Origin of the sequence: uncultured Fibrobacter sp. (assembly GCF_946062555.1) — a bacterium.
In the GTDB taxonomy this organism is placed as follows: Bacteria; Fibrobacterota; Fibrobacteria; order Fibrobacterales; family Fibrobacteraceae; genus Fibrobacter.
Genome location: NZ_CAMGVQ010000039.1, coordinates 14,272 through 32,951, shown reverse-complemented (window position 1 = coordinate 32,951; position 18,680 = coordinate 14,272). Strand labels below are relative to the sequence as shown.

21 protein-coding genes and 1 pseudogene are annotated in these 18,680 nt (G+C 43.3%); 5 read left to right on the top strand and 17 right to left on the bottom strand.

Annotated elements, in window-relative coordinates:
• Positions 1-7: 7 nt before the first annotated feature.
• From Q0P86_RS11470 to Q0P86_RS11410, 13 genes and pseudogenes are all read right to left on the bottom strand, one after another.
• Positions 8-394: a hypothetical protein gene (locus Q0P86_RS11470; protein WP_295039572.1), complete on the bottom strand. Its 387-nt coding sequence runs from the start codon at positions 392-394 to the stop codon at positions 8-10.
• Positions 385-1,311 (bottom strand): glycosyltransferase, encoded by a 927-nt coding sequence (locus tag Q0P86_RS11465; protein ID WP_295039570.1) that lies wholly within the window; start codon positions 1,309-1,311, stop codon positions 385-387. The genes Q0P86_RS11470 and Q0P86_RS11465 overlap by 10 nt, the downstream gene beginning before the upstream one ends.
• On the bottom strand, positions 1,299-2,216 hold the full coding sequence (locus tag Q0P86_RS11460; RefSeq protein ID WP_295039568.1) for a glycosyltransferase family 2 protein: 918 nt from the start codon (positions 2,214-2,216) through the stop codon (positions 1,299-1,301). The genes Q0P86_RS11465 and Q0P86_RS11460 overlap by 13 nt, the downstream gene beginning before the upstream one ends.
• Positions 2,217-2,219: 3 nt before the next feature.
• A complete protein-coding gene (locus tag Q0P86_RS11455; RefSeq protein ID WP_295039567.1) occupies positions 2,220-3,185 on the bottom strand; it encodes a glycosyltransferase family 2 protein in 966 nt (321 codons plus the stop codon).
• A 4-nt stretch (positions 3,186-3,189) separates the two neighbouring features.
• Entirely contained in the window at positions 3,190-4,428 is a 1,239-nt protein-coding gene (locus tag Q0P86_RS11450; RefSeq protein WP_295039564.1) for a type II toxin-antitoxin system HipA family toxin, read from the bottom strand.
• The gene (locus tag Q0P86_RS11445) at positions 4,425-4,646 is read right to left on the bottom strand and encodes a helix-turn-helix transcriptional regulator (protein ID WP_078775438.1); all 222 of its coding nucleotides are present in this window, start codon (positions 4,644-4,646) and stop codon (positions 4,425-4,427) included. The genes Q0P86_RS11450 and Q0P86_RS11445 overlap by 4 nt, the downstream gene beginning before the upstream one ends.
• A 92-nt stretch (positions 4,647-4,738) precedes the next feature.
• On the bottom strand, positions 4,739-5,503 hold the full coding sequence (locus tag Q0P86_RS11440) for a glycosyltransferase family 32 protein (RefSeq protein WP_295039557.1): 765 nt from the start codon (positions 5,501-5,503) through the stop codon (positions 4,739-4,741).
• Positions 5,500-6,669: a polysaccharide pyruvyl transferase family protein gene (locus tag Q0P86_RS11435; protein WP_295039554.1), complete on the bottom strand. Its 1,170-nt coding sequence runs from the start codon at positions 6,667-6,669 to the stop codon at positions 5,500-5,502. Before Q0P86_RS11435 ends, Q0P86_RS11440 begins: the two co-directional genes overlap by 4 nt.
• Before the next feature lie 7 nt (positions 6,670-6,676).
• The gene (locus Q0P86_RS11430; protein WP_295039551.1) at positions 6,677-7,675 is read right to left on the bottom strand and encodes a glycosyltransferase; all 999 of its coding nucleotides are present in this window, start codon (positions 7,673-7,675) and stop codon (positions 6,677-6,679) included.
• Positions 7,668-8,972 (bottom strand): ABC transporter ATP-binding protein, encoded by a 1,305-nt coding sequence (locus tag Q0P86_RS11425; RefSeq protein WP_295039548.1) that lies wholly within the window; start codon positions 8,970-8,972, stop codon positions 7,668-7,670. The genes Q0P86_RS11430 and Q0P86_RS11425 overlap by 8 nt, the downstream gene beginning before the upstream one ends.
• Before the next feature lie 4 nt (positions 8,973-8,976).
• A complete protein-coding gene (locus Q0P86_RS11420; protein WP_073301659.1) occupies positions 8,977-9,648 on the bottom strand; it encodes a DUF4276 family protein in 672 nt (223 codons plus the stop codon).
• Complete coding sequence (locus tag Q0P86_RS11415; RefSeq protein WP_295039544.1) at positions 9,649-10,761, bottom strand: AAA family ATPase; 1,113 nt, start codon at positions 10,759-10,761, stop codon at positions 9,649-9,651. It lies immediately after the preceding gene.
• A gap of 86 nt (positions 10,762-10,847) precedes the next feature.
• A pseudogene (locus Q0P86_RS11410) lies at positions 10,848-11,165 on the bottom strand (hypothetical protein); the annotation flags it as partial.
• Positions 11,166-11,759: 594 nt separating this feature from the next.
• On the opposite strand from Q0P86_RS11410, the gene Q0P86_RS11405 reads away from it, so the two are divergent.
• From Q0P86_RS11405 to Q0P86_RS11390, 4 genes are all read left to right on the top strand, one after another.
• Positions 11,760-12,047 (top strand): hypothetical protein, encoded by a 288-nt coding sequence (locus Q0P86_RS11405; RefSeq protein WP_295039541.1) that lies wholly within the window; start codon positions 11,760-11,762, stop codon positions 12,045-12,047.
• Positions 12,048-12,116: 69 nt separating this feature from the next.
• Positions 12,117-12,338 carry a DUF3791 domain-containing protein gene (locus Q0P86_RS11400; RefSeq protein ID WP_294985001.1) on the top strand — a complete coding sequence of 74 codons (222 nt, stop codon included), beginning with the start codon at positions 12,117-12,119 and terminating at the stop codon, positions 12,336-12,338.
• The gene (locus Q0P86_RS11395) at positions 12,331-12,894 is read left to right on the top strand and encodes a DUF3990 domain-containing protein (RefSeq protein ID WP_290991346.1); all 564 of its coding nucleotides are present in this window, start codon (positions 12,331-12,333) and stop codon (positions 12,892-12,894) included. The genes Q0P86_RS11400 and Q0P86_RS11395 overlap by 8 nt, the downstream gene beginning before the upstream one ends.
• The gene (locus Q0P86_RS11390; protein ID WP_290991348.1) at positions 12,885-13,109 is read left to right on the top strand and encodes a hypothetical protein; all 225 of its coding nucleotides are present in this window, start codon (positions 12,885-12,887) and stop codon (positions 13,107-13,109) included. Before Q0P86_RS11395 ends, Q0P86_RS11390 begins: the two co-directional genes overlap by 10 nt.
• Before the next feature lie 27 nt (positions 13,110-13,136).
• On the opposite strand, the gene Q0P86_RS11385 is transcribed toward Q0P86_RS11390, so the two are convergent.
• From Q0P86_RS11385 to Q0P86_RS11370, 4 genes are all read right to left on the bottom strand, one after another.
• Positions 13,137-13,988: an ABC transporter permease gene (locus Q0P86_RS11385; RefSeq protein ID WP_295039538.1), complete on the bottom strand. Its 852-nt coding sequence runs from the start codon at positions 13,986-13,988 to the stop codon at positions 13,137-13,139.
• Positions 13,989-13,996: 8 nt separating this feature from the next.
• Positions 13,997-14,917 (bottom strand): glycosyltransferase family 2 protein, encoded by a 921-nt coding sequence (locus tag Q0P86_RS11380; RefSeq protein ID WP_291025289.1) that lies wholly within the window; start codon positions 14,915-14,917, stop codon positions 13,997-13,999.
• Complete coding sequence (locus tag Q0P86_RS11375) at positions 14,914-16,041, bottom strand: Gfo/Idh/MocA family oxidoreductase (protein ID WP_295039535.1); 1,128 nt, start codon at positions 16,039-16,041, stop codon at positions 14,914-14,916. Before Q0P86_RS11375 ends, Q0P86_RS11380 begins: the two co-directional genes overlap by 4 nt.
• Before the next feature lie 164 nt (positions 16,042-16,205).
• Positions 16,206-17,429 (bottom strand): ATP-grasp domain-containing protein, encoded by a 1,224-nt coding sequence (locus Q0P86_RS11370; protein ID WP_295039532.1) that lies wholly within the window; start codon positions 17,427-17,429, stop codon positions 16,206-16,208.
• Positions 17,430-17,481: 52 nt separating this feature from the next.
• Between Q0P86_RS11370 and rffA the strand changes: the two genes are divergently transcribed.
• The gene (gene rffA / locus Q0P86_RS11365; RefSeq protein ID WP_295039531.1) at positions 17,482-18,615 is read left to right on the top strand and encodes a dTDP-4-amino-4,6-dideoxygalactose transaminase; all 1,134 of its coding nucleotides are present in this window, start codon (positions 17,482-17,484) and stop codon (positions 18,613-18,615) included.
• Positions 18,616-18,680 lie beyond the last annotated feature (65 nt).

Sequence of the window (18,680 nt, the reverse complement as noted above, 5' to 3'; positions counted from 1 at the left end):
GCCGTTTTTAGGCTATTTTTTTAGAAAAATGTTCCACACTTAGCTCAGAAGAGCCGTTTTTTTCTAAGTTTGGAAATTCTTCTTGCGTTAAAGTCAATATAATTTTATTGACCGGTATTTTTTGTGCTAGAATAGAACATATTGCAAAATATGTATCATTTATTCTTGCTGGATAAGATGTTAATGAAACGTATATCGGCGTAAAGGAGTCTGTTCCTATAGCAACTCTTTTCTTTTTTGCGAGAAAGGCGTAGTAAGGACAAAGAATTCTAGATAGGAGCCTGTTTCGCCATTCTAGTTTTTTTCGATATAAATTTGCTAATAGGGAAATGAGAAAAAAACGTCTGCATTTCTTCCAAAAAGATGATTGCCAAAATTCTTGCTTTATAAGCATAAAATTCTTCCGATAAGTGCTGATATTTTTGCTCTATACCAGCAATAGAAAAAAATGAATTTAGAATTACAAATATTGTTTAAAAAGAAATCTTTTAGGAGTCCAATCCCTTTGGAGGATGTACCTGAATTGATGTAAGCAACCATTCCCATGCGGGTAAGAATGCGGTCAAGATGATGAATGTCTTTTGTTGAAAATTCAGGCGATTTAGCTAATATATTATGGAGTAGTTTCGCAGCCTTGAGTTGCTGGATTGCGTGCTCGTGCGTGTGTTTTGATTTGCAAACGCTTGAATTATGTTGACGGTAGAAATAAATGATTTCATTTGAAAATGCGATTCTTTTGCAGTATAAATAATATTCAAAGAAAAATACTCGGTCTTCCGAGAGCTTTAGGCCTTCTTGAAAGCGAATTTGATTTTTTTGTATGATTTCGGTTTTTAAAACGAATCCGCAAACACCGACATTTGGAATGCGCTTTAGTAAAGCGTCTTCTGTGTGATAGTAAAAATTGAATAGAGTTTGTTTTTTCCCGTTATCCCATATTTTTTGGGTGTTTGCAATTCCGATTTCAGTTTGGTTGTTTTCCATTAAGTCAAAAAGAATCTGAAGTGCGTTTTCAGAAAACCAATCATCACAATCAAGAAATGTTACGTATTTTCCTTGAATGGAGGCAAATCCGATGTTTCTGGCTGTAGAAACGTCTGCAACATCTGTTTTGAAGACTTTAAATCTTGGATCTTTGACACAGAATTCTTGGGCTGTTTCTGTTTCGATGTTTGTTGATCCGTTTAATATAAGAATGGCTTCAAATTCTGTGAAAGTCTGTTTGCATAAAGAACTTAAACATTGGTTTAAGTATGATGCTTCAACTCGGTGGATGGGGATGATGACGGATATTTTAGTCATTTTTTCCATAGATTTCCAATTTTTTGTACAAGTATAAATATAATCCATTTTCTAGGAAATCCTCCTTTAAGTAGAATGCGGAAAATGTCTAGGAATGAAGAAAATGTACAGAGTCCTAGAATTTCGCAGTACATACAATAGTAAAGAGAATTGTTTAGCATATTTATCTGGTTTTTATCTGGGATTTTTTTTATGTAATCCTTTATTTCTTTTTGAAAAATGATAAGTGCATCTCTTTTTTTTAACGAGTCTGAATGAATAGATGAAATATTTCTTTTGGATTCTTTGAAGTTTACTAAAAATTTTGGTGTTGATGCAATCCCGTTTTCCCAAGCAAATTTATATATGGATAGTGAGTCTGCAGTCCATGCTCGGGGTGTGTTTACATAACCATTATGAGCTTTGATGTATTTTGTAACATAAAGAAATTCGGAAATTGTTTGTCTTCTAAAACCTGACATTTTTTGGTACATATAGTCAATGCATGTTTCATATGTTGGCGAAGTTGGATACCAATTGATTAAATTGTTGTTTTCGTCAATGGTTCTAGCTCTTGCTCGGAATACTTTTACATCTGGAAATTCTTGTGATAGTTCAAGCATTTCTTCCACAAAAGTAGGCTCGTAAGTGTCATCGTCACATAATAATGCGAAAAAATCACCATTGGCGTATTCGAGACATTTGTTCCAATTTTTTGATGGATCTTCTTTCCCGAGATTAACTGTGTTTCGGTAGTAATGAATTCTGGAGTCGTTGAATTCGTTTATGATTTTTTCGATATTTTCAGGAGAACAATCATCAACGATGATTAGTTCTATATTGGAATATGTTTGATTTAGCACGGAAAAAATGGCGTCTTTTAGGAACGCAGCTTTATAGGCTGGAATTGCTATGGAGACAAGAGTGTTGATCATATATTACCTTCGAATTTTAATCGGAGAGAAGCGCTTGTATGAAAGATAGATGAAAGGCATTTTACTGCATGCCCAAAAGAACATTTTAAGTGTTTTGGAAATACCGCTTTCTTTAATAGCTAGATTTGTAAAGTGTTGGAATTGTTTAAGATTATTTTGTGCTGTAGAATCCTTTTTTAATGCAGAATTACCGTATTCCCATAGATATTCCCAACAAAGAGAGGGAAGTATCCATTGGAATGGCAATTTTATACCTTTTGCAGCAAAAAAGGTGTATTGTTGATTTAATATATCTATTTTGTTATATCTTGACATTTTCCCGGTGATTGAATTTGGATGAAGAAAATAGAAATATACCGAACTGGGTTCATGAACTATTTTTTTTGCGTTATAGAACCATTTGTAATTAAGATATTCGTCTTCATGTATTACGTCTTTGGGAAATCTAAATTGGGATATTAGTCTGTTTTTAAATATTTTTCCCCATGCTGCAACAAAAGAAGGGCTTTGTTTGCTGAATATTTCAATTAAAATGTCCTCATAATCAATTTCTCCAGAAGGCGTTGAAAATATTTTTTCAGTATATTGTGGACTATCAGATTTATACTTGCATGAGGCTACCGCAATGTCTGCGTCGTTTTTTTTGATTGAAGAATAAAGATTTTGTATGAATTTATCGTTAATCCAGTCATCGCTATCTACAAAAGAAATGTATTCTCCTTTGCATATATCTAATCCAGCATTCCTTGCGTCAGATAATCCGCCATTGTCCTTGTGGATTACTACAATACGTTTGTCCCTTGCTGCATATTCGTCACATATTTGCGGACAGCCGTCAGGCGAACCATCGTCTACCAAGATGATTTCCAAATTTGTATAGGTTTGGTTGACGATGCTGTCCAAGCAACGTCGTAGGTACGGCTCAACCTTGTAAATTGGCACAATTATGGATATTAAGGGGTTTTGCATGCGGCTAACTCAGTTTTCGCTTTGAAATGATTTGCTCAATGTTCTTGATTAAATTGCCGTAATTTTTAAGTGCAGGATCTTTTTTGACTTTTTCGAAAGCTTTGCTGACGTTTTCAAAAATTTCAAAATAAGTGTCGCATACCGCTTTGGCTTTTAGTCCTATTTGTTCTGCAAGAATTGTGAGGTCTTCTTTGTTGACTTTCTTGATTTCGGCGTGCTTGCCAATTTTCATGGAAAGTTTGTTTGTAAGATTGGGATATGCTAATGTGCATACAGTATCGTAAAGCGGGGTGAGCTTTATCGAATTATTCTTGTACATTATAGAATAGTTCTTTCCATGTGCGTCGCAATTGCCAATAATAAAATTGAACAGAACGTATTGTAAGAAAGCGCGCATCTCTAAAAGCGGAATGCTCGTTTTTTCTTTAAGGAGTTTGTATATGTCCGCGATGCTGGGGCCTCCGTCATTTTGGTACTTGTACTCGCTTAATATGCCAAGTGCCTGGCATACATCTTCTTGATGAATTCGGGACAATTTGCCGTCTTTGAAAATTCGGTCGTACCGTTCGATCAAGAGAAAGTCCGAACCGTCGACGTGTTTAAGTTCTGTATTTGGGACCGGCAATCCGGAATGCTCGGCCAGCTTGATGCATATGTACTCGTTGGCGGAAAGAGTTGATAACTCTGCGTGACCGGTGGGCTTGATTATGTGCGTAGATGGGGCGCCGTTGCGTGGTAGATAATATTCGCCGTCTTTGTATAAAAGGGGGAGCTTTTCCTGTGCGCCGGCAAGCGAAAGGCGGAGTTCTTCTTTGGCTTTGAGTAGTGGTCGGGAGTTGATGTTCTTTATGTACTCGGATATTTTTTTTATTGGAACCGGTTCGTAGTTGTCGGGTGAAAAATCGTAGACGTTTTTTGCTTTATTTGGTTCATCTTCTGGCAGGATTGAAATCATTCCTGCGCATTCGCCGCCAAGTTCTTTGAGTAGCTTGAGCGTACTTGTTTCGGACACATGGAGAAAGTCGGAAATTTTTCTTTTTACATCACCTTCGGGGAGCAATCCTTCAAAAAAAGGCAAACACTGCTTTTGAGAAAACTCGCCCGCGTTTAAAGGAAGTGAAAGGGATATCGGAGGTAGGCCAGCTTCAAGGTAAGTGGCTTCGTAAGAAAAGACGATTCCGTTCCCAGCTGTGGAGAAAAGATGCCCGGCCAATTTTTCGCCAAGGTAAACCGAAAGCTTCATTTGACGGCCTCATTTTCGGTGATGAAAATCTTTAGTCCGAGCGTTTGCAAAACCTGTAGAACCTTACCAAGGTGAAGGGACTGTTTGCCGTTTTCCAGTTCGGAAAAAAAACGATTCCCGACGCCGCAGAATGCTGCGCACTCGGCTTGGGTCAGGTTAAGGCTCTTGCGCCTTTTTTTTATCAAAGACGATATATCTTCCGTTTTGAGGATTTCCATGCCCTAAATATAATATTCCCGAACGGGAAAAACAACAGGAGGGTTGGGAAAAATGGTAAAATTATTCCCGAGCGGGAAAATTTTAGGGAAGGCTACTTGTTATGATTAAGCAGTTTTCTTATTTTGCCTCTAAAGTCGGTGTCGGGCAAATGTAGGAACTTCCAAATTTTGGCATAAAGGGGGAGATTGTCGTATTTATTGACCCACGATGCTGCAAAATGATGGATAGTGTAGGTGTTTTGTGTTATATTCTTCTCGCCGGTATGATAGTTTATTGGACAAAAGAACTTGGGTGGGTAAAAAAACACGTCTTCAAATTCAGTAATATCATTGTTGTATTTAAATCCGTGTTTTTGCAAAATATTAGAGAATCTCGTTACAACAGTTTCTAGGTTTAGCATGCCGTTTGAAAGAATGAATTTTTCATGCTCATATTGTTCAATCATTTCTTTGCATAAGCCGAGTCCTGCATTGCATGCGAAGCCGAGTCCTGCATTACATGCGAAGTCAAGGCCTGGAGCACACATTAGATTTCTATCGCATGTCTCCATTCCGAAAAATGCCCCTCTTGCGATAAGGTCGTCTAAAGGCTTTATTACTTCGACATCTGTATCAAAATAAATTCCCCCATATTCATACATTATTTTAAATCTTGCATAATCGCTCACAAATGCGTATTTCTTGCATTTGTATGCTTGAACTGTATATGAAATTTGATTTACATTGAAATTAGATTCGTTCCATTCTTTTATTTCGTAATCGGGAAGGTATTTTTTCCATGACGCAATGCATTTTAAAGCCAACTCTGAGAGTGGTTTTTTCCCGAACCAACAGTAGTGAATTATCTTGGGAATCATAAAATTTGGTCGATGTTGTGTTTTAGAAAATTGAAAGATTTTTCTCGTTCGCAAGACAAAATCTTATTCGTTTCTTTAAAATCGCAGGAAAAATTGTCACTAAAGTTGATTGAGTCTTTGAATCTACATGATAGGTGGAATAAATCTAGTAAATCAATAATTCTACTGTTGTCGGAAACTGAAGAATCTCCATGTTTTTTTAAAAAAGAATAAAATGGTATGTTGAAATTTATTGCAAAAGCCGTTCCGTGAAAAGAATCTGTTAAAATGCAAGAACTTTTATTAAGAAGAAAAAGGAATTCTCGAGGACCTACATTGGATATAATATATTTTTTATATTTTTCTATAATCATCTGTGACATAGATATTATTTTTAAATCAAGTGAATATTTCTTTGCTATTTGTAGAGATTTTTCAACAATCTTGGTTTTGTCGCCTAAAATGTAGCATAATACGTAGGGATGTACTTTTTTATTTTCCGCGATGGATAACCATTCTTCACGAGTCATTAGCAGAGTTGGATCAATAACCCGCGTGATTTCTAATTCTGTAATTTTGCGGAGTAAAGAACATCCGAATTCTTCTCGACAACTTAACGACTGAAACTGAGGTAGGTATAATTTAAATAGCTCTTTTGCTTTTGCATCAATATCTTTCATTCCAACGCTTGGCGCATAGGAAATTTTTTTCTTTTTTTCTTTAACAAAATCTAAAAGGAAATGTGTGAAGTATTTTTTTTCGCAACAACTGGGATTCCATACTTGATCACTGCCAACAATAAAAAGGGCGTATTTTTTTTCTATGTTATTTAAGTCCTTTACGTGAGGAGATTCTATAATAAATTGATTGTGAAATTTATCAAAAAGTTTGTTGTTGGTTTTATATATAAAATCTCGGAATAATGTTGAATAAAGGTTGCGATTAATGATTGCTCCTGCATATTTGTAAAGGTTCGTTTTAAGTGTACGGAAAAGATTTGTGTCTGTATTTGTGTAAGTCCAAAAATTCTCTATCAAAGTTTCGGATGCTATTGGATATTTCCATCCAAAATCAATATATTCTGATTGATATCCCATTTTCTTTAGAACATACTGAAGAGCATATGCTTGTAGACATGTTCCATAGTTATACCAAAAATGGTATGATAGCAAGCCTATCTTTTTCATAACGAAACTATTCCATTTTATCTATATCTAAATCTTTTTTTTGTTTTTTAGATAATTTTATTGCGTAATAAATTGGGAAAATACCCCTTTTTATAAAATTTATTTTCTCTATCAAAGGGAATTCTGTACCGATAATAGCATATGGTAGTAAAAAACGGATCATTACAAGACATTTAAGGAATAATTCTAAATTCTTTTTTATGCTTTGGGTTGAGATTATAAGGCGAAGTAAAAAATTATAGTTTTTCCAAATATGCCAATGTACAGAATGCATGACCTTTGGGGTTCGTATGGTGATTTTCTTTTTGATGTTTTTTATGTTGTATAGTGCATTTATGCCAATCTGCACATTATAATTGGTCATTGCGCTATTTTTGTTGTTCATTCTGTAATGATATACTTTTTTATGTCCATATCCAACTTGATTGGAAAAATTTGCGGCCATGGTTGCGAAATACATGCCCTCCCCAGACCATGGAACGTCAAATCTAATGTGGTGCTTTTTTATGAGGCTTAGCTTATATATTTTATTCCAACAGCCTACAGAAAATCTAGGGTATAAAATGGATGAAATGGCTTGTTCTGATGTCCATATGCCTATATTATCGTGTTTGATTTGTTGTTGGTCTCTTGTTGTGAAGTTTGCGTCTGAAAGTGCCATATCTGAGTTCGTTGAAATGGCTATATTTAAAAGGTATTCGACGCAATCTGTTGAAATCCAATCATCTCCATCGATAAACATTATATATTCGCCAGTAGCTATGTCCAATCCTGTATTTCTAGCTTCGCAGCCACCGGCATTTTTTTTGTGAATGACAATAATTCTAGAATCTTGCTTTGCATAATTGTCGCATATTAAACCGCTACTATCTGGAGAACCATCGTCAACCAAAATGATTTCAATATGAGGATATGATTGATTGATTATTGATGTAATCAATTTATCTAAATATTTAGCGACATTGTATATTGGAACAACTATAGAAACTCTAACGGTATTACTCATTTTCATCGACAAGTTTGGCTTTTGCGTCTTGAAAAGCGCAACCACCAAGATTTTGATGCCATGCAATGAATTCTGTTTTGGGATTTAAACCAATAGAATTTACATTGAAATGTATGACATCGCGTACGAGGTCTAAATCACTTCCAAAAGAAGCGTAATTGAAATTCGACAAGTTGAAGTTTACAGAATATTGTCCCTTGGCTAAATTGTGGTTTTTTAAGACAATATCAACAACCCAAAAATCTTTTGCACAGTTGGTTTCAATTGTATTTGTATATGCTGTTCCAACTGTGATGCCATAATTATTGCTGATAAACAATCCGATTTTAAAACTTTGGGAGGAAGATGTATTGTGTTTTAGCTTTATGACAAATTCTAATGGTTCATTAGTTGATATGTTGCTAGCGTCATTGAGTAATCTTACCTCTATTATCTCTACAGATCGAGAAAAAATTGTTTTTCTGTTCACAGCAGATATTATTGTATGGTCAATTTTATTATTAAGCGAGGAACTTGCATAATGTTCTACACTGTCCTTTGCGGCTCCTATAAAATCAATTCTTCCTTGATTCAGCACAATCCCCCTCTTACACAAATTTTTCACCGCGCCCATGTTATGGCTCACGAACAGCACTGTCCTGCCTTCGCCGCGGCTTACGTCCTGCATCTTGCCGATGGCTTTCTTCTGGAATTCGGCGTCACCCACGGCGAGCACTTCGTCCACCACCAATATTTCGGGTTCCAGGTGTGCCGCGATGGCGAACCCGAGACGTACGGTCATGCCGCTGCTGTAACGTTTTACGGGAGTGTCCAGGTAACGTTCGCAGCCGCTGAAGTCCACAATCTCGTCTAGCTTGCGGGTGATTTCGGCGCGGGTCATTCCCATGATGGCGCCGTTCATGTAGATGTTCTCACGCCCGGTCATTTCCGGGTGGAAACCTGTTCCGACTTCCAAAAGGCTCGCAATGCGGCCTCGGGCGCGGATCGTGCCGGTGGTCGGTGCGGTCACTCGGCTTAAAAGTTTAAGGAGTGTACTTTTCCCTGCGCCGTTTCTGCCGATGATGCCAACAACGTCGCCCTGTTCCACCTTGAAGTTGATGTCCTTGAGGGCCCACACGTATTCGCTTGCGCCCTTGTGCGCGCGGTCGTTCACTTCGCCCACCTTGAGGTAGGGGTCCTCGCGGCGCAGCACCTTGGTCTGCCAGAACCTGTTCAGGTCGTGGCTCAGCGTTCCTGTGCTCACGAGCCCCAGGCGATACTGCTTGCTGATGTTCTCGAATTCAATGGCGGTCGACATACTACTAGATCTGTTCTAAATGCGTAATCCAATCATTGAAGTGTCTGCATTTGTCTCTGATTTTATTTAACCCAATTCTGCGTAATACTTCAATTCCTGCTACAGTTTTGTCGTAGGCGGGGATGGCTTTTAAAATTCTTTTTGACGGGGCCGTTTCAAAACTATTGTTTATCAGTTCTGGATTCGGTTGTGCACTGATTGCCTGTCGTAATTCGTCAATTTGGCAGTCGAAGTATTCTGTAGAAAGCTGTTCTATGTCTGCAAATAATAAAGCTTCAAATTCGTGCAACTGTATATACGGCTTAAAATGACGTTCGTGACCCACCTTTTGTAAAATAGAATTCTCTAATTGACGGACTTTATCGTAGGCGTCAGAATATTTCATCGCATTGGCGTAACCGGGAGTGTCTGTTGGAAGCGCATAGAAATCAACCATTGTTGAAACATAAGAATCTTCGCTTTTCGAGGCGCGCTTTAATACAGGTTCTAGAGAGTTCTGCATTTTGCTATACGAACTCATTCCGCCTTTATACATAATTCCATGTCTATTATCCCTTTTGGTCAATATTGTTATTGGAATTATAATTTTTTCATAATCCAAAAAATGAGGCGCAAGTATGGCTTTTGCAAAATGTTCTTCGGACGGACCTTCGGTGACTATAAATATTTTTTTCATTTAAGGTTGTCCTCCGATGATGTTTTTTTCCCATATTTCGGAAAGACTGTAATTTTCCAACCACTCATCCAAATCTTGTTCATTCAATCTTTTGAAAATCGAGGATCCTGAGGCAGAGTTTGTTTCGGCCACAATTACTTGATCGGGCGTAAAGCTATCCAAAAGTCGGGGAGACTGTGTTGCTACCACAATTTGGGCGTATTGAGAGCACTCTTTTATCATAGAGGCAAGTAAATCAATAACTTGTGGGTGCAAACCTAGCTCGGGTTCGTCAATAAGGATGATGTTAGGCAAGAGTTCCGGCGGTTGCAAAAAAAGTGTTGCGAGGGCTATAAAACGAAGGGAGCCGTCCGATAGGTGGTCTGGTCCAAACAAATAATCGTTGTCGATTTCAGATTTCCAATTGAGCTTTATGGATGACATATTTAACGGATCTGGAAATAAATCGAATTTTCCAAATTGAGGGACAGCGTATCGGATTCTTCTTGTAATACGTTCAAAGTACTTAGGGTATTTTTGTTGGATTCTGTATAAAAATGCAGGTAAGTTTCCGCCATCAGCAAATAAATATCGATTATTGGCTATGCTTGCCGAATTTCTGATATGAGATTGGTCCGATGTGTCGTGAAATTGATATGCCCGACATTGTGACAGAATTGCTTTTAGAGCGTTGGCGCCTGCGTATTTTTGGTCATCTGCATATAGAAGGCTTTCTTTCTGACCTCCATCCAGCTCAAATTCTTTGTCATTGACTTTGATTTTTTCTTCTAAAAAAATCAAAGCATCTTTTACGGATTTTGCTAATTTAAATTGATATACATCTTTAAAATTAGGATTTTCAAATGTCAAGGATGATTGGATAATTGGCGTTTTTTTTGATCCAAAATGAAGAATGTTGTCTGCTCCGCCATTTTTCCCAATATATAATTGCAGTGCTTCGGTTGACATATGGTTCAACATTTCAAAAAAGGATATGAAACTGCTCTTACCAGCTCCATTTGTACCAATAATAATGTTAACATCCTTTAGGTCCAAATTCAACGAAAGCTCATCCGAACCAAACGACTTGAATCCAGAAATTGCTATTTGTGTTAACTTAGATTTATTGTTCATTTTGACCTCAACTACAAAATAGTAGTTTTGCGCTAGGAATATAGCCCATTCAATGCTGTTTTCCCGTCATTTAAGAATTTTCCGATGGCGCCGTTACGCCCGATGATTCCCACGACGTCGCCCTGTTCCACCTTGAAAACCCGATGAGCGAGAGCCGCGGCCAAACTTGTTTGGCCGTGGCCGAGCGATAAGGGTTTCTGCAAGTTGATGTCCTTGAGGGCCCACACGTATTCGCTTGCGCCCTTGTGCGCGCGGTCGTTGACTTCGCCCACCTTGAGGTAGGGGGCCTCGCGGCGCAGCACCTTGGTCTGCCAGAACCTGTTCAGGTCGTGACTGAGCGTCCCGGTGCTCACTAGCCCCAGGCGGTACTGCTTGCTGATATTCTCAAACTCGATGGCGGTCATTTTGTTGAGTAATATAGATTAAAAGGGACTGCCGGGAGGGCTGTTCGTAAAAAAATGTAGCGGACCTATTGACATAGATACCCTGAGAAATTATATTTAGTGCACAAGTGAGTAGTTTTACTCACGAAAACCGACTGAAGACCCGCAATTTCAAGCCTGTTTGCGGGAAGGAGCGAAAGATGAAGATCGATGTGACCGTTGTGCCGGTCAAGAAGCCTAGAATTCCCCTTGTAAGACCTGCTCAAATCGCGGATGTACATCATTCGCGTGGCAAAAAGAATAGAATTACACTTGACAGGAATTTGTAAATTATGTATGTTATAAATATATAGATGAAGGTGCGGTTTGATCCGGGGAAGGCTCTCGTGGTCAAGCAGAAGCATAGCATCGATATGGAATCAGTAAGGCAAGAAATCCTTGCTGGCCGATTTGTCACTAGGATGGTTAATAACCAAACAGAACATAAGGGTCAAAGGATGTTTCTTGTTCTTGTGGATGGGTATGTTCATTGCGTTCCGTTTATTGAGGAAAACGATGGAACATATTTTCTCAAAACAGCTTTCAAAAGCCGTTTGTATCAGAGGAGGTTAGAAAATGGCGAACTCGAAATTTATAGATGAGCCGATTGATGACGAAGAACTCGCTTTGATGGAAGCGGTGGAAAATGACGAAACAGTTCCGCTTTCGCACGAGGAGGAAGAACGGATTCGGGCTGACATTATGTCCGCCTCGGCGAAGAACATTACCATCCGTATGCAGCTCGATGATCTGAACGGCATCAAGAAAATGGCGAAGGCCGCGGGCATGCCTTACCAGACGCTCATCAATTCCATCATCCACCGTTACGTGACGGGTGGTATCGTATTCAAGGTCGCGGTGTAGTTTTAATTATGCCGTTCGGTACAATTAAAAGTGCAGTGTATAGACTCGTTTTTATATATTTTACTAACGATGGACGAAAAATCGCAAATCATCTATATGCAGACACGGCTAACGCGCCTTGCTGCGGAGCTTTGGAATATGGCGCTTCCGCAGGTTGCGTCCCTTTTTGAAGAAAAAGGGGTGTATCATTATATTGCGAAGATGTGGGATTTGTTCCATGTAGAGGGTGATTTGGCCGTACTTGATGACGTAAAACAGTACCTAGACGCGAAGGGGGTTGCCTGTGGTTGATCTTTTGAAAGATGGTGACATCCTGTACCATGGGAGTTTTTGTGAGGTACGAATTCCCGATTTACAGAAGTGCGCTCGTTACAAGGACTTTGGTCAGGGCTTTTACTTGACAACTGACAAAAAACAGGCTGAATCCTTTGCGAAAATATCTACGCGGAAGGCTATAGAAAATGGTGCTGTTGCGAGTCAAAGATTTGGTGTAATATCTGCGTTTCGGTATAATGACAATGCCGCTCTCGGTATCAAGATTTATGAGACGGCTGATTCAGCTTGGCTTCATTGCGTTGTTGCACATCGAAAAAAGAATGTTTTTGGCGATATCCTGGAAGATTGCTCTAGATATGACATTATCGGTGGTAAAATCGCAAACGATGCGACCAACAGCACGATTGTGACATATATGGCGGGTGCCTTTGGCGGGGTTGGTTCCGCATCTGCAGACGATATCTGCATTCGGTTGTTGCTTCCAGAACGGTTGAAAAACCAATATTGTTTCAAGTCTGTAGCAGCATTGAATCAGTTGTCGTTTATGGGGAGTGAACAGGTATGGATGTAATGACTGATCGCGTGAATGCCGCAATTGATTTACTCACGACGATGGTTGTTGAAAGCGTTGCGAAAGAAGATGGTCGTGATGCATCTGATGTTTTGCCAATTTTTTTACGCTCTCGTACGGGGCAAATGCTCTATGACGAAAGTAGCAAGCTTTGGTGGGATGGCCCTGCATTTATCGAAGAACAGTATCGTCAGGAACTTGCCCACGGCCACTGATTCATTTTTTTACTTATTCAACTCGTGTTACACCGTATCCATGAAGGTGCGCTGGATTTTGTTGAATACGACAATTCCGAGCGCGAGGATGAAGGCGGCGAAGCCGGCTGTGTAGCCGAGGGCTGCCCAGCTGAATTCGCCTACGCCGAGCATGCCGAACTTGAACGTTTCCAAGATGCTAGTGAGCGGGTTTGCCTGCATGAGCATTTTGAGGCGCGGATCTTCGATGGTGCTGAGCGGGTAAATTACGGGGGTCGCGTACATCCAAAGCTGAACGATGAAACTCAGTAAAAAGGTGAGGTCGCGGTACTTGGTGGTAAGGCTGCTGAACAGCACGCCGAAACCGAGGGCGAGCGCGGCAATCAGTGCGACAAGTACAGGCGTGAGCAGTACGTACAAATTAGGGTGCACAGGCGCGTCCGTAAAAATCAGGTAGTACGCAAATACCAAGAAAAACAGCCCCATTTGTATGGCGAGGCGAACCAAGTTGCTGGTTACGGTGGCCATGGGTACTACGAGACGGGGAAAATACACCTTGCCGAACATGTTCGCGTTTTCGATGAAGGTTTTGCTGGTCTGGTTCAGGCATTCCGAAAAATAGGTCCACAGGCAAATGCCTGCGAGGTAAAAGAGCGGTTGCGGGAGCCCGTCGGTCGAGATTTTTGCGATACCGCCGAACACGACCATGAACATAATAGTCGTCATAATGGGCTGGATAAAGAACCACAGCGGGCCGAGAATGGTCTGCTTGTACCAGGTGACAATATCGCGCTTCACGAACATGCGATACAAATCGCGGTACTGCCAAAGCTCGCCAAAGTCCACTTCGAGTAAGTTCGATTTGGGCTTGATGACGGTGGTCCATTCAGTTGTCTGCATATAGCCGCCTAGAAAGTCCGTTCCCGCACCACGTATTGTGGCGACTGGTTAATGCTGATATAGATGCGGCCCACGTATTCGCCGATGAGCCCGAGCAATAGCATGATCATACCACCCACAAACAGGAGCGTGGCGAGTATGCTTGTGTAGCCTACGGGAATTTCGGGATTGAGGAATTTCTGGTAAACGACGTAGAGGCCTGCGACAAAGCCGACAAGGGCGCAGAGGAGGCCGATAAAGGTAGCGGCACGCAGCGGCTTCACGGAGAATGCGGTAAAGCCGTTAATCCATAGCCCGATTAGGCCTGCGATGGTGTAGCCCGATTCGCCTTCGATTCGGCGGCGGTGCTGGACTTCGACGTTGCCCAGGTTCTTGGTGGCGCGGAATACAAGTCCGCTTATATAGGCAAACGGGTGGGGGTAGCGCACGATCTCTTCGACGATGAACTTGCGCATGATAAAGAAGCTCGTGGTGCGGAGCGTCTTGGGCTGGCCAATGATTGCCTCGGCCATTTTCTTGTTGACCCACGTGCCAAAGCGGCGGAAGAGGTGCTGTGCGGAGTGCTCGTAGTAGCCGTAAACCACGTCGAAGCCTTCTTCTAGTTTGTCTACAAGCTTGAAACTTTCGCTGGCGGGGGTCTGTCCGTCGTCATCGAGGCTGATTACGTAATCGCCGGTGGCCTGCCCGTAGCCTGCCATAAGGGCGCAATGTTGCCCGAAGTTTTTCGCAAGGCAAATTCCCTTGATGTGGTTGTCGTTTGCGGCGAGGCGCTTGATGACTAGCCACACGCCGTCGGGGCTGCAGTCGTTCACCAGCACGATTTCGTAGTCGATGCCGGAGCGAGTCGCTACGGTATCGCAGATTTCTTGCACCACGGTCTCAATGGTGTTTTCGCTGCGGTAACAGGGAATTACGAATGAGAGTTTCATACATTCTCCCACTTGTTGCTCTGCGCAGAGCGTGCCGCGGCCTGCATCATGGAAAGGCCCTCGAGGGAGGTGCGGATGCCGCAAACGTATTGGCTGGTAAAGCTACCGGTTTCAAAGTATTGCCCAAGGCAGTCGGCGATATCCTTGTAGTAGTTGGCGAACGCCTCGATAAAGCCCGCGGGGTGACCCGCCTTGAATCGGTTGTAGCGCTGCTGATTTGCAATTTTCACATCGCCGGTGCGGTCGCGAAGGCTTACGTTGCCCCGCAGGTCGCAGGTCTTGAGCGTCTCGGGTTCCAGCTGGAACCATTCGGCGCTACCTTCGCTGCCGTACACTCGTATGCGCAAGCCATTGCGGTTGCCAAGCGCCGTCTTGCTGAACCAGATTTGGGCGCGCACGTTGTTCGTGTATTGCGCGAGGGCACCCACGTTGTCCACAATCTGCGGGAAAAGCCCAAAGGTGGCCTGGTCGGCCACAATGCGTTCCGGGCGTTCGCCGGTCAAAAAGTAAATCATATTGTGCAGGTGGCTGCCAAGGTCCAGCGAGATTTTCGGGATGACGGTATCCTTGAGGCGCCAGGCCTGCGGCTTGGGCGGTTCGTTGTGTGCCCCCAGTCGCATAAAGCCTTCTTGCGGCATTTCGACTTGCACCTGCTGGATTTTGCCGAGCTTTCCGTCGGCAATAAACTGCTTGAGTTCGCGTACCATCGGGTAGCCGGTGTAGTTGTACGTGGTGCAGAAAAACCCTTTTGTCTCGGCGACAACCTTGGCGATTTCTTCGCCTTCTTCAAAGCTGGTGGCGAGCGACTTTTCACACACCACGGGGAACCCGGCGCGTAGGGCGTCAATCACGATGTCTTTGTGGTAATCGGTCGGCGCAAGCACTACGACGGCATCGAGTTTGCCTTTTTCGGCTTTCAAAAGTTCGTGATAATCATTGTAGGTGCGCTCGGCAGTAACGCCCCAAGTTTCGGCGGTCTTGCGGTTGGTCTCGGCGTGGGTGCTGAACGCGCCCGCTACCAATTCGAAATGCCCGTCCATCTGGCTTGCCGCCTTGTGGACTTCGCCGATGGCCGAATTGATGCCGCCGCCGATAAACGCAATCTGGAAAGGTTCCTTCTTCATATTACGGAATATAGGATATTTTTTTATCAATGCGCACAACTAATGTTAAGAAAAATTTCTTTTTTTTCGGAAAAAGGAGATCCCGGCTTCCCCGTCCCGAGGACCATATCCACTAAGCAGCAAATCTGCAAGTGGATATTGGCGAGTCGGGAAGACATTGGGAATTATTCAGCGATAATGCGGGCTAAATCTGGCATTCTTGCAGTCTTGTCTTGCATCTCGGCGAGGGTATCGAACTTGAAGAATACAATTCCGGCCTTGTAGGTGAGTTTATCTGTAATAATTTCGCCTGGCTTGTACCACAGGAATTTTTCAACGATATTCCCCTGGATTTCGGACGCGAAAGTTACGTCGCGGACAATGCCTTCGCAGATGTCGCCCGACGCGGTCCGTTCGCCGGATTGGCAATCGGCCATTATGCAGTGCCGGAGCCAGAATCCTTGCGTAGGCATGTCGGCAATGCCGGAAATGTCCTCGCCGGTTTCGGCCATCACGATGAATTTCGGGTAGTCAATGCTTGTCGCGTACTTCACGAACTTGATGTATAAATCGCCTGGAGGGCGCCTGCATATTTCTATGATGACGGGCGTGCCGTCAGCCCGTTCGATGTACTGGATGTGCAGAATGCCGTCAACTAGGTGGAGTTCCTGCGCGATGCGCTCGCTGTATTCGCGGAGCATGGCGAGAGTCTTGTCGCTGGAGGTGCTCGGCGAATTTGCACCCGAGACCATGTACTTATTGATATAGTACTGCTCGTTGTCGGAGAAGGCGAATGCGACTTTTCCCTTTACGAGCATGGCGGAGAACCCGTGGTTTGAACCTTGCACGAATTCTTCGACCACGATGTGGTCCTGGCGTGTGCGACTGCAGGCGTCTTTGTAAGCGACCCGGGCTTCATCGGCGGTTGCGGCGCGGTGAATGCCCTTGCCGCCTGTCAAATCGACTGGCTTTACAATAATTGGGAATGTGAGTTGCGCGGTAGCGGCTTCAAAATCGGCTACGCTTCGAACAACAAGGGCTCGCGGCGTCGGGATGCCGAGTCGTGTAGCGAGTGCGCGATATTTATCCTTGTGGTGAATTTCGAGGCTTGTCGCGTAGCTGTCGTGACCGGGGAGTCCTAGCTTTTCACAAACATACACGGTGCTGAGTAAGGCAAAATCGTTGCAGCCGGAGCAAACCGCTTGAACGCCCTCGTTTTTGGCGAGTTCTAGCATCGCGTCCTTGTCGCTGTAGTTTACAAATACGTTTTTGTCGGCATATGGATGACCGAGACCCTTGCGGTCATTGCCCGTGGTAATCACGTACCAGCCCAAACTTTGCGCGGCCTGAATCAGCGGGATTTCGGCATGGCCACCGCCGAGTAGCAACATTTTTTTTTTAAAACTCATGATGTAAACAATATATCTTTTTTACGCCTGAAAAATATATATTTTCTGCGTTATGAAGATTCCATTCAATAAACCGCCATTTGTGGGGCTCGAACTCGATTATGTGAAACAGGCCGTCGAAAGTGGCCGTATTTGTGGCGATGGCACTTACAACTTGATGTGCCACGATTGGCTTGAAAAGCATACCGGTGCTGTGAGAGCGCTGATGACTACCAGCTGCACCCATGCGCTTGAAATGTCTGCCCGTCTTTGCGACATCCGGCCTGGCGACGAGGTGATTATGCCGTCGTTCACGTTCGTGAGTACGGCCGATGCGTTTGTGTCGCAGGGGGCCAAGTGCGTATTCGTGGACATTCGCCCCGACACTATGAACCTGGACGAGAACCTGATTGAAGCCGCCGTCACCGAGAAGACGAAGGCGATTGTGCCGGTGCACTATGCGGGCGTGGCTTGCGAGATGGACAAGATCAACGAGATTGCAAAGCGTCACAATCTGTTCGTGGTGGAAGATGCCGCGCAGGGCATGATGGCGACCTACAAGGGCAAGGCGCTCGGATCGCTCGGTGACTTTGGTTGCTACAGCTATCACGAAACCAAGAACTATAGCATGGGCGAGGGCGGTGCGCTGCTCATCAACGACAAGAAGTATTGCGACCGCGCAGAAATTATCCGCGAGAAGGGCACGAACCGCTGCCAGTTCCATCGTGGCGAAGTCGACAAGTACACTTGGGTGGAACTCGGCTCTAGCTACTTGCCGAGCGAACTCAATGCCGCATACCTTTATGCGGAGCTGGAATGCGCCGACGAAATTAACGACAACCGCATGGCGAGCTGGAATGCTTACCGCGAACGCTTGCAGCCGCTGGCCGACAAGGGCCTGGTCGAGTTGCCGTTCATTCCTGAACATTGCAAGCACAATGCGCACATGTTCTACCTGAAGGTCGAGGACTTGCAGACGCGTACGGCGCTCCTTAAGCACCTGGTGTACAACGGCATTCTAGCTGTATTCCACTATGTGCCGCTGCATAGCTCGCCTGCGGGCCTGCGCTATGGCCGCTTTAGCGGCGAAGACAAGTTCACTACCAGCGAAAGCAATCGCTTGCTGCGCCTGCCCATGTTCTTTGGCTTGAAAACCGAAGAAATAGACTTTGTCTGCAAAAAAGCGAACGAATTCTTTGGCATGTAATTCTTGGCGGCAAAATGTCATGGTACATGGCAGCGTAGATGTCATGGCAAATGAGGGTGTAAGTG

Bases quoted from the DNA above. Each gene is read 5' to 3' on its own strand.
- Q0P86_RS11405 (WP_295039541.1), top strand. From the start codon at position 11,760: ATGGCGAACTCGAAATTTATAGATGAGCCGATTGATGACGAAGAACTC.
- Q0P86_RS11445 (WP_078775438.1), bottom strand. From the start codon at position 4,646: ATGGAAATCCTCAAAACGGAAGATATATCGTCTTTGATAAAAAAAAGG.
- Q0P86_RS11440 (WP_295039557.1), bottom strand. From the start codon at position 5,503: ATGATTCCCAAGATAATTCACTACTGTTGGTTCGGGAAAAAACCACTC.
- Q0P86_RS11375 (WP_295039535.1), bottom strand. From the start codon at position 16,041: ATGAAGAAGGAACCTTTCCAGATTGCGTTTATCGGCGGCGGCATCAAT.
- Q0P86_RS11425 (WP_295039548.1), bottom strand. From the start codon at position 8,972: ATGTCGACCGCCATTGAATTCGAGAACATCAGCAAGCAGTATCGCCTG.
- Q0P86_RS11370 (WP_295039532.1), bottom strand. From the start codon at position 17,429: ATGAGTTTTAAAAAAAAAATGTTGCTACTCGGCGGTGGCCATGCCGAA.
- Q0P86_RS11390 (WP_290991348.1), top strand. From the start codon at position 12,885: ATGGATGTAATGACTGATCGCGTGAATGCCGCAATTGATTTACTCACG.
- Q0P86_RS11400 (WP_294985001.1), top strand. From the start codon at position 12,117: ATGGACGAAAAATCGCAAATCATCTATATGCAGACACGGCTAACGCGC.
- Q0P86_RS11435 (WP_295039554.1), bottom strand. From the start codon at position 6,669: ATGAAAAAGATAGGCTTGCTATCATACCATTTTTGGTATAACTATGGA.
- rffA (WP_295039531.1), top strand. From the start codon at position 17,482: ATGAAGATTCCATTCAATAAACCGCCATTTGTGGGGCTCGAACTCGAT.
- Q0P86_RS11450 (WP_295039564.1), bottom strand. From the start codon at position 4,428: ATGAAGCTTTCGGTTTACCTTGGCGAAAAATTGGCCGGGCATCTTTTC.
- Q0P86_RS11385 (WP_295039538.1), bottom strand. From the start codon at position 13,988: ATGCAGACAACTGAATGGACCACCGTCATCAAGCCCAAATCGAACTTA.
- Q0P86_RS11455 (WP_295039567.1), bottom strand. From the start codon at position 3,185: ATGCAAAACCCCTTAATATCCATAATTGTGCCAATTTACAAGGTTGAG.
- Q0P86_RS11460 (WP_295039568.1), bottom strand. From the start codon at position 2,216: ATGATCAACACTCTTGTCTCCATAGCAATTCCAGCCTATAAAGCTGCG.
- Q0P86_RS11420 (WP_073301659.1), bottom strand. From the start codon at position 9,648: ATGAAAAAAATATTTATAGTCACCGAAGGTCCGTCCGAAGAACATTTT.
- Q0P86_RS11380 (WP_291025289.1), bottom strand. From the start codon at position 14,917: ATGAAACTCTCATTCGTAATTCCCTGTTACCGCAGCGAAAACACCATT.
- Q0P86_RS11415 (WP_295039544.1), bottom strand. From the start codon at position 10,761: ATGAACAATAAATCTAAGTTAACACAAATAGCAATTTCTGGATTCAAG.
- Q0P86_RS11430 (WP_295039551.1), bottom strand. From the start codon at position 7,675: ATGAGTAATACCGTTAGAGTTTCTATAGTTGTTCCAATATACAATGTC.
- Q0P86_RS11470 (WP_295039572.1), bottom strand. From the start codon at position 394: ATGCTTATAAAGCAAGAATTTTGGCAATCATCTTTTTGGAAGAAATGC.
- Q0P86_RS11465 (WP_295039570.1), bottom strand. From the start codon at position 1,311: ATGGAAAAAATGACTAAAATATCCGTCATCATCCCCATCCACCGAGTT.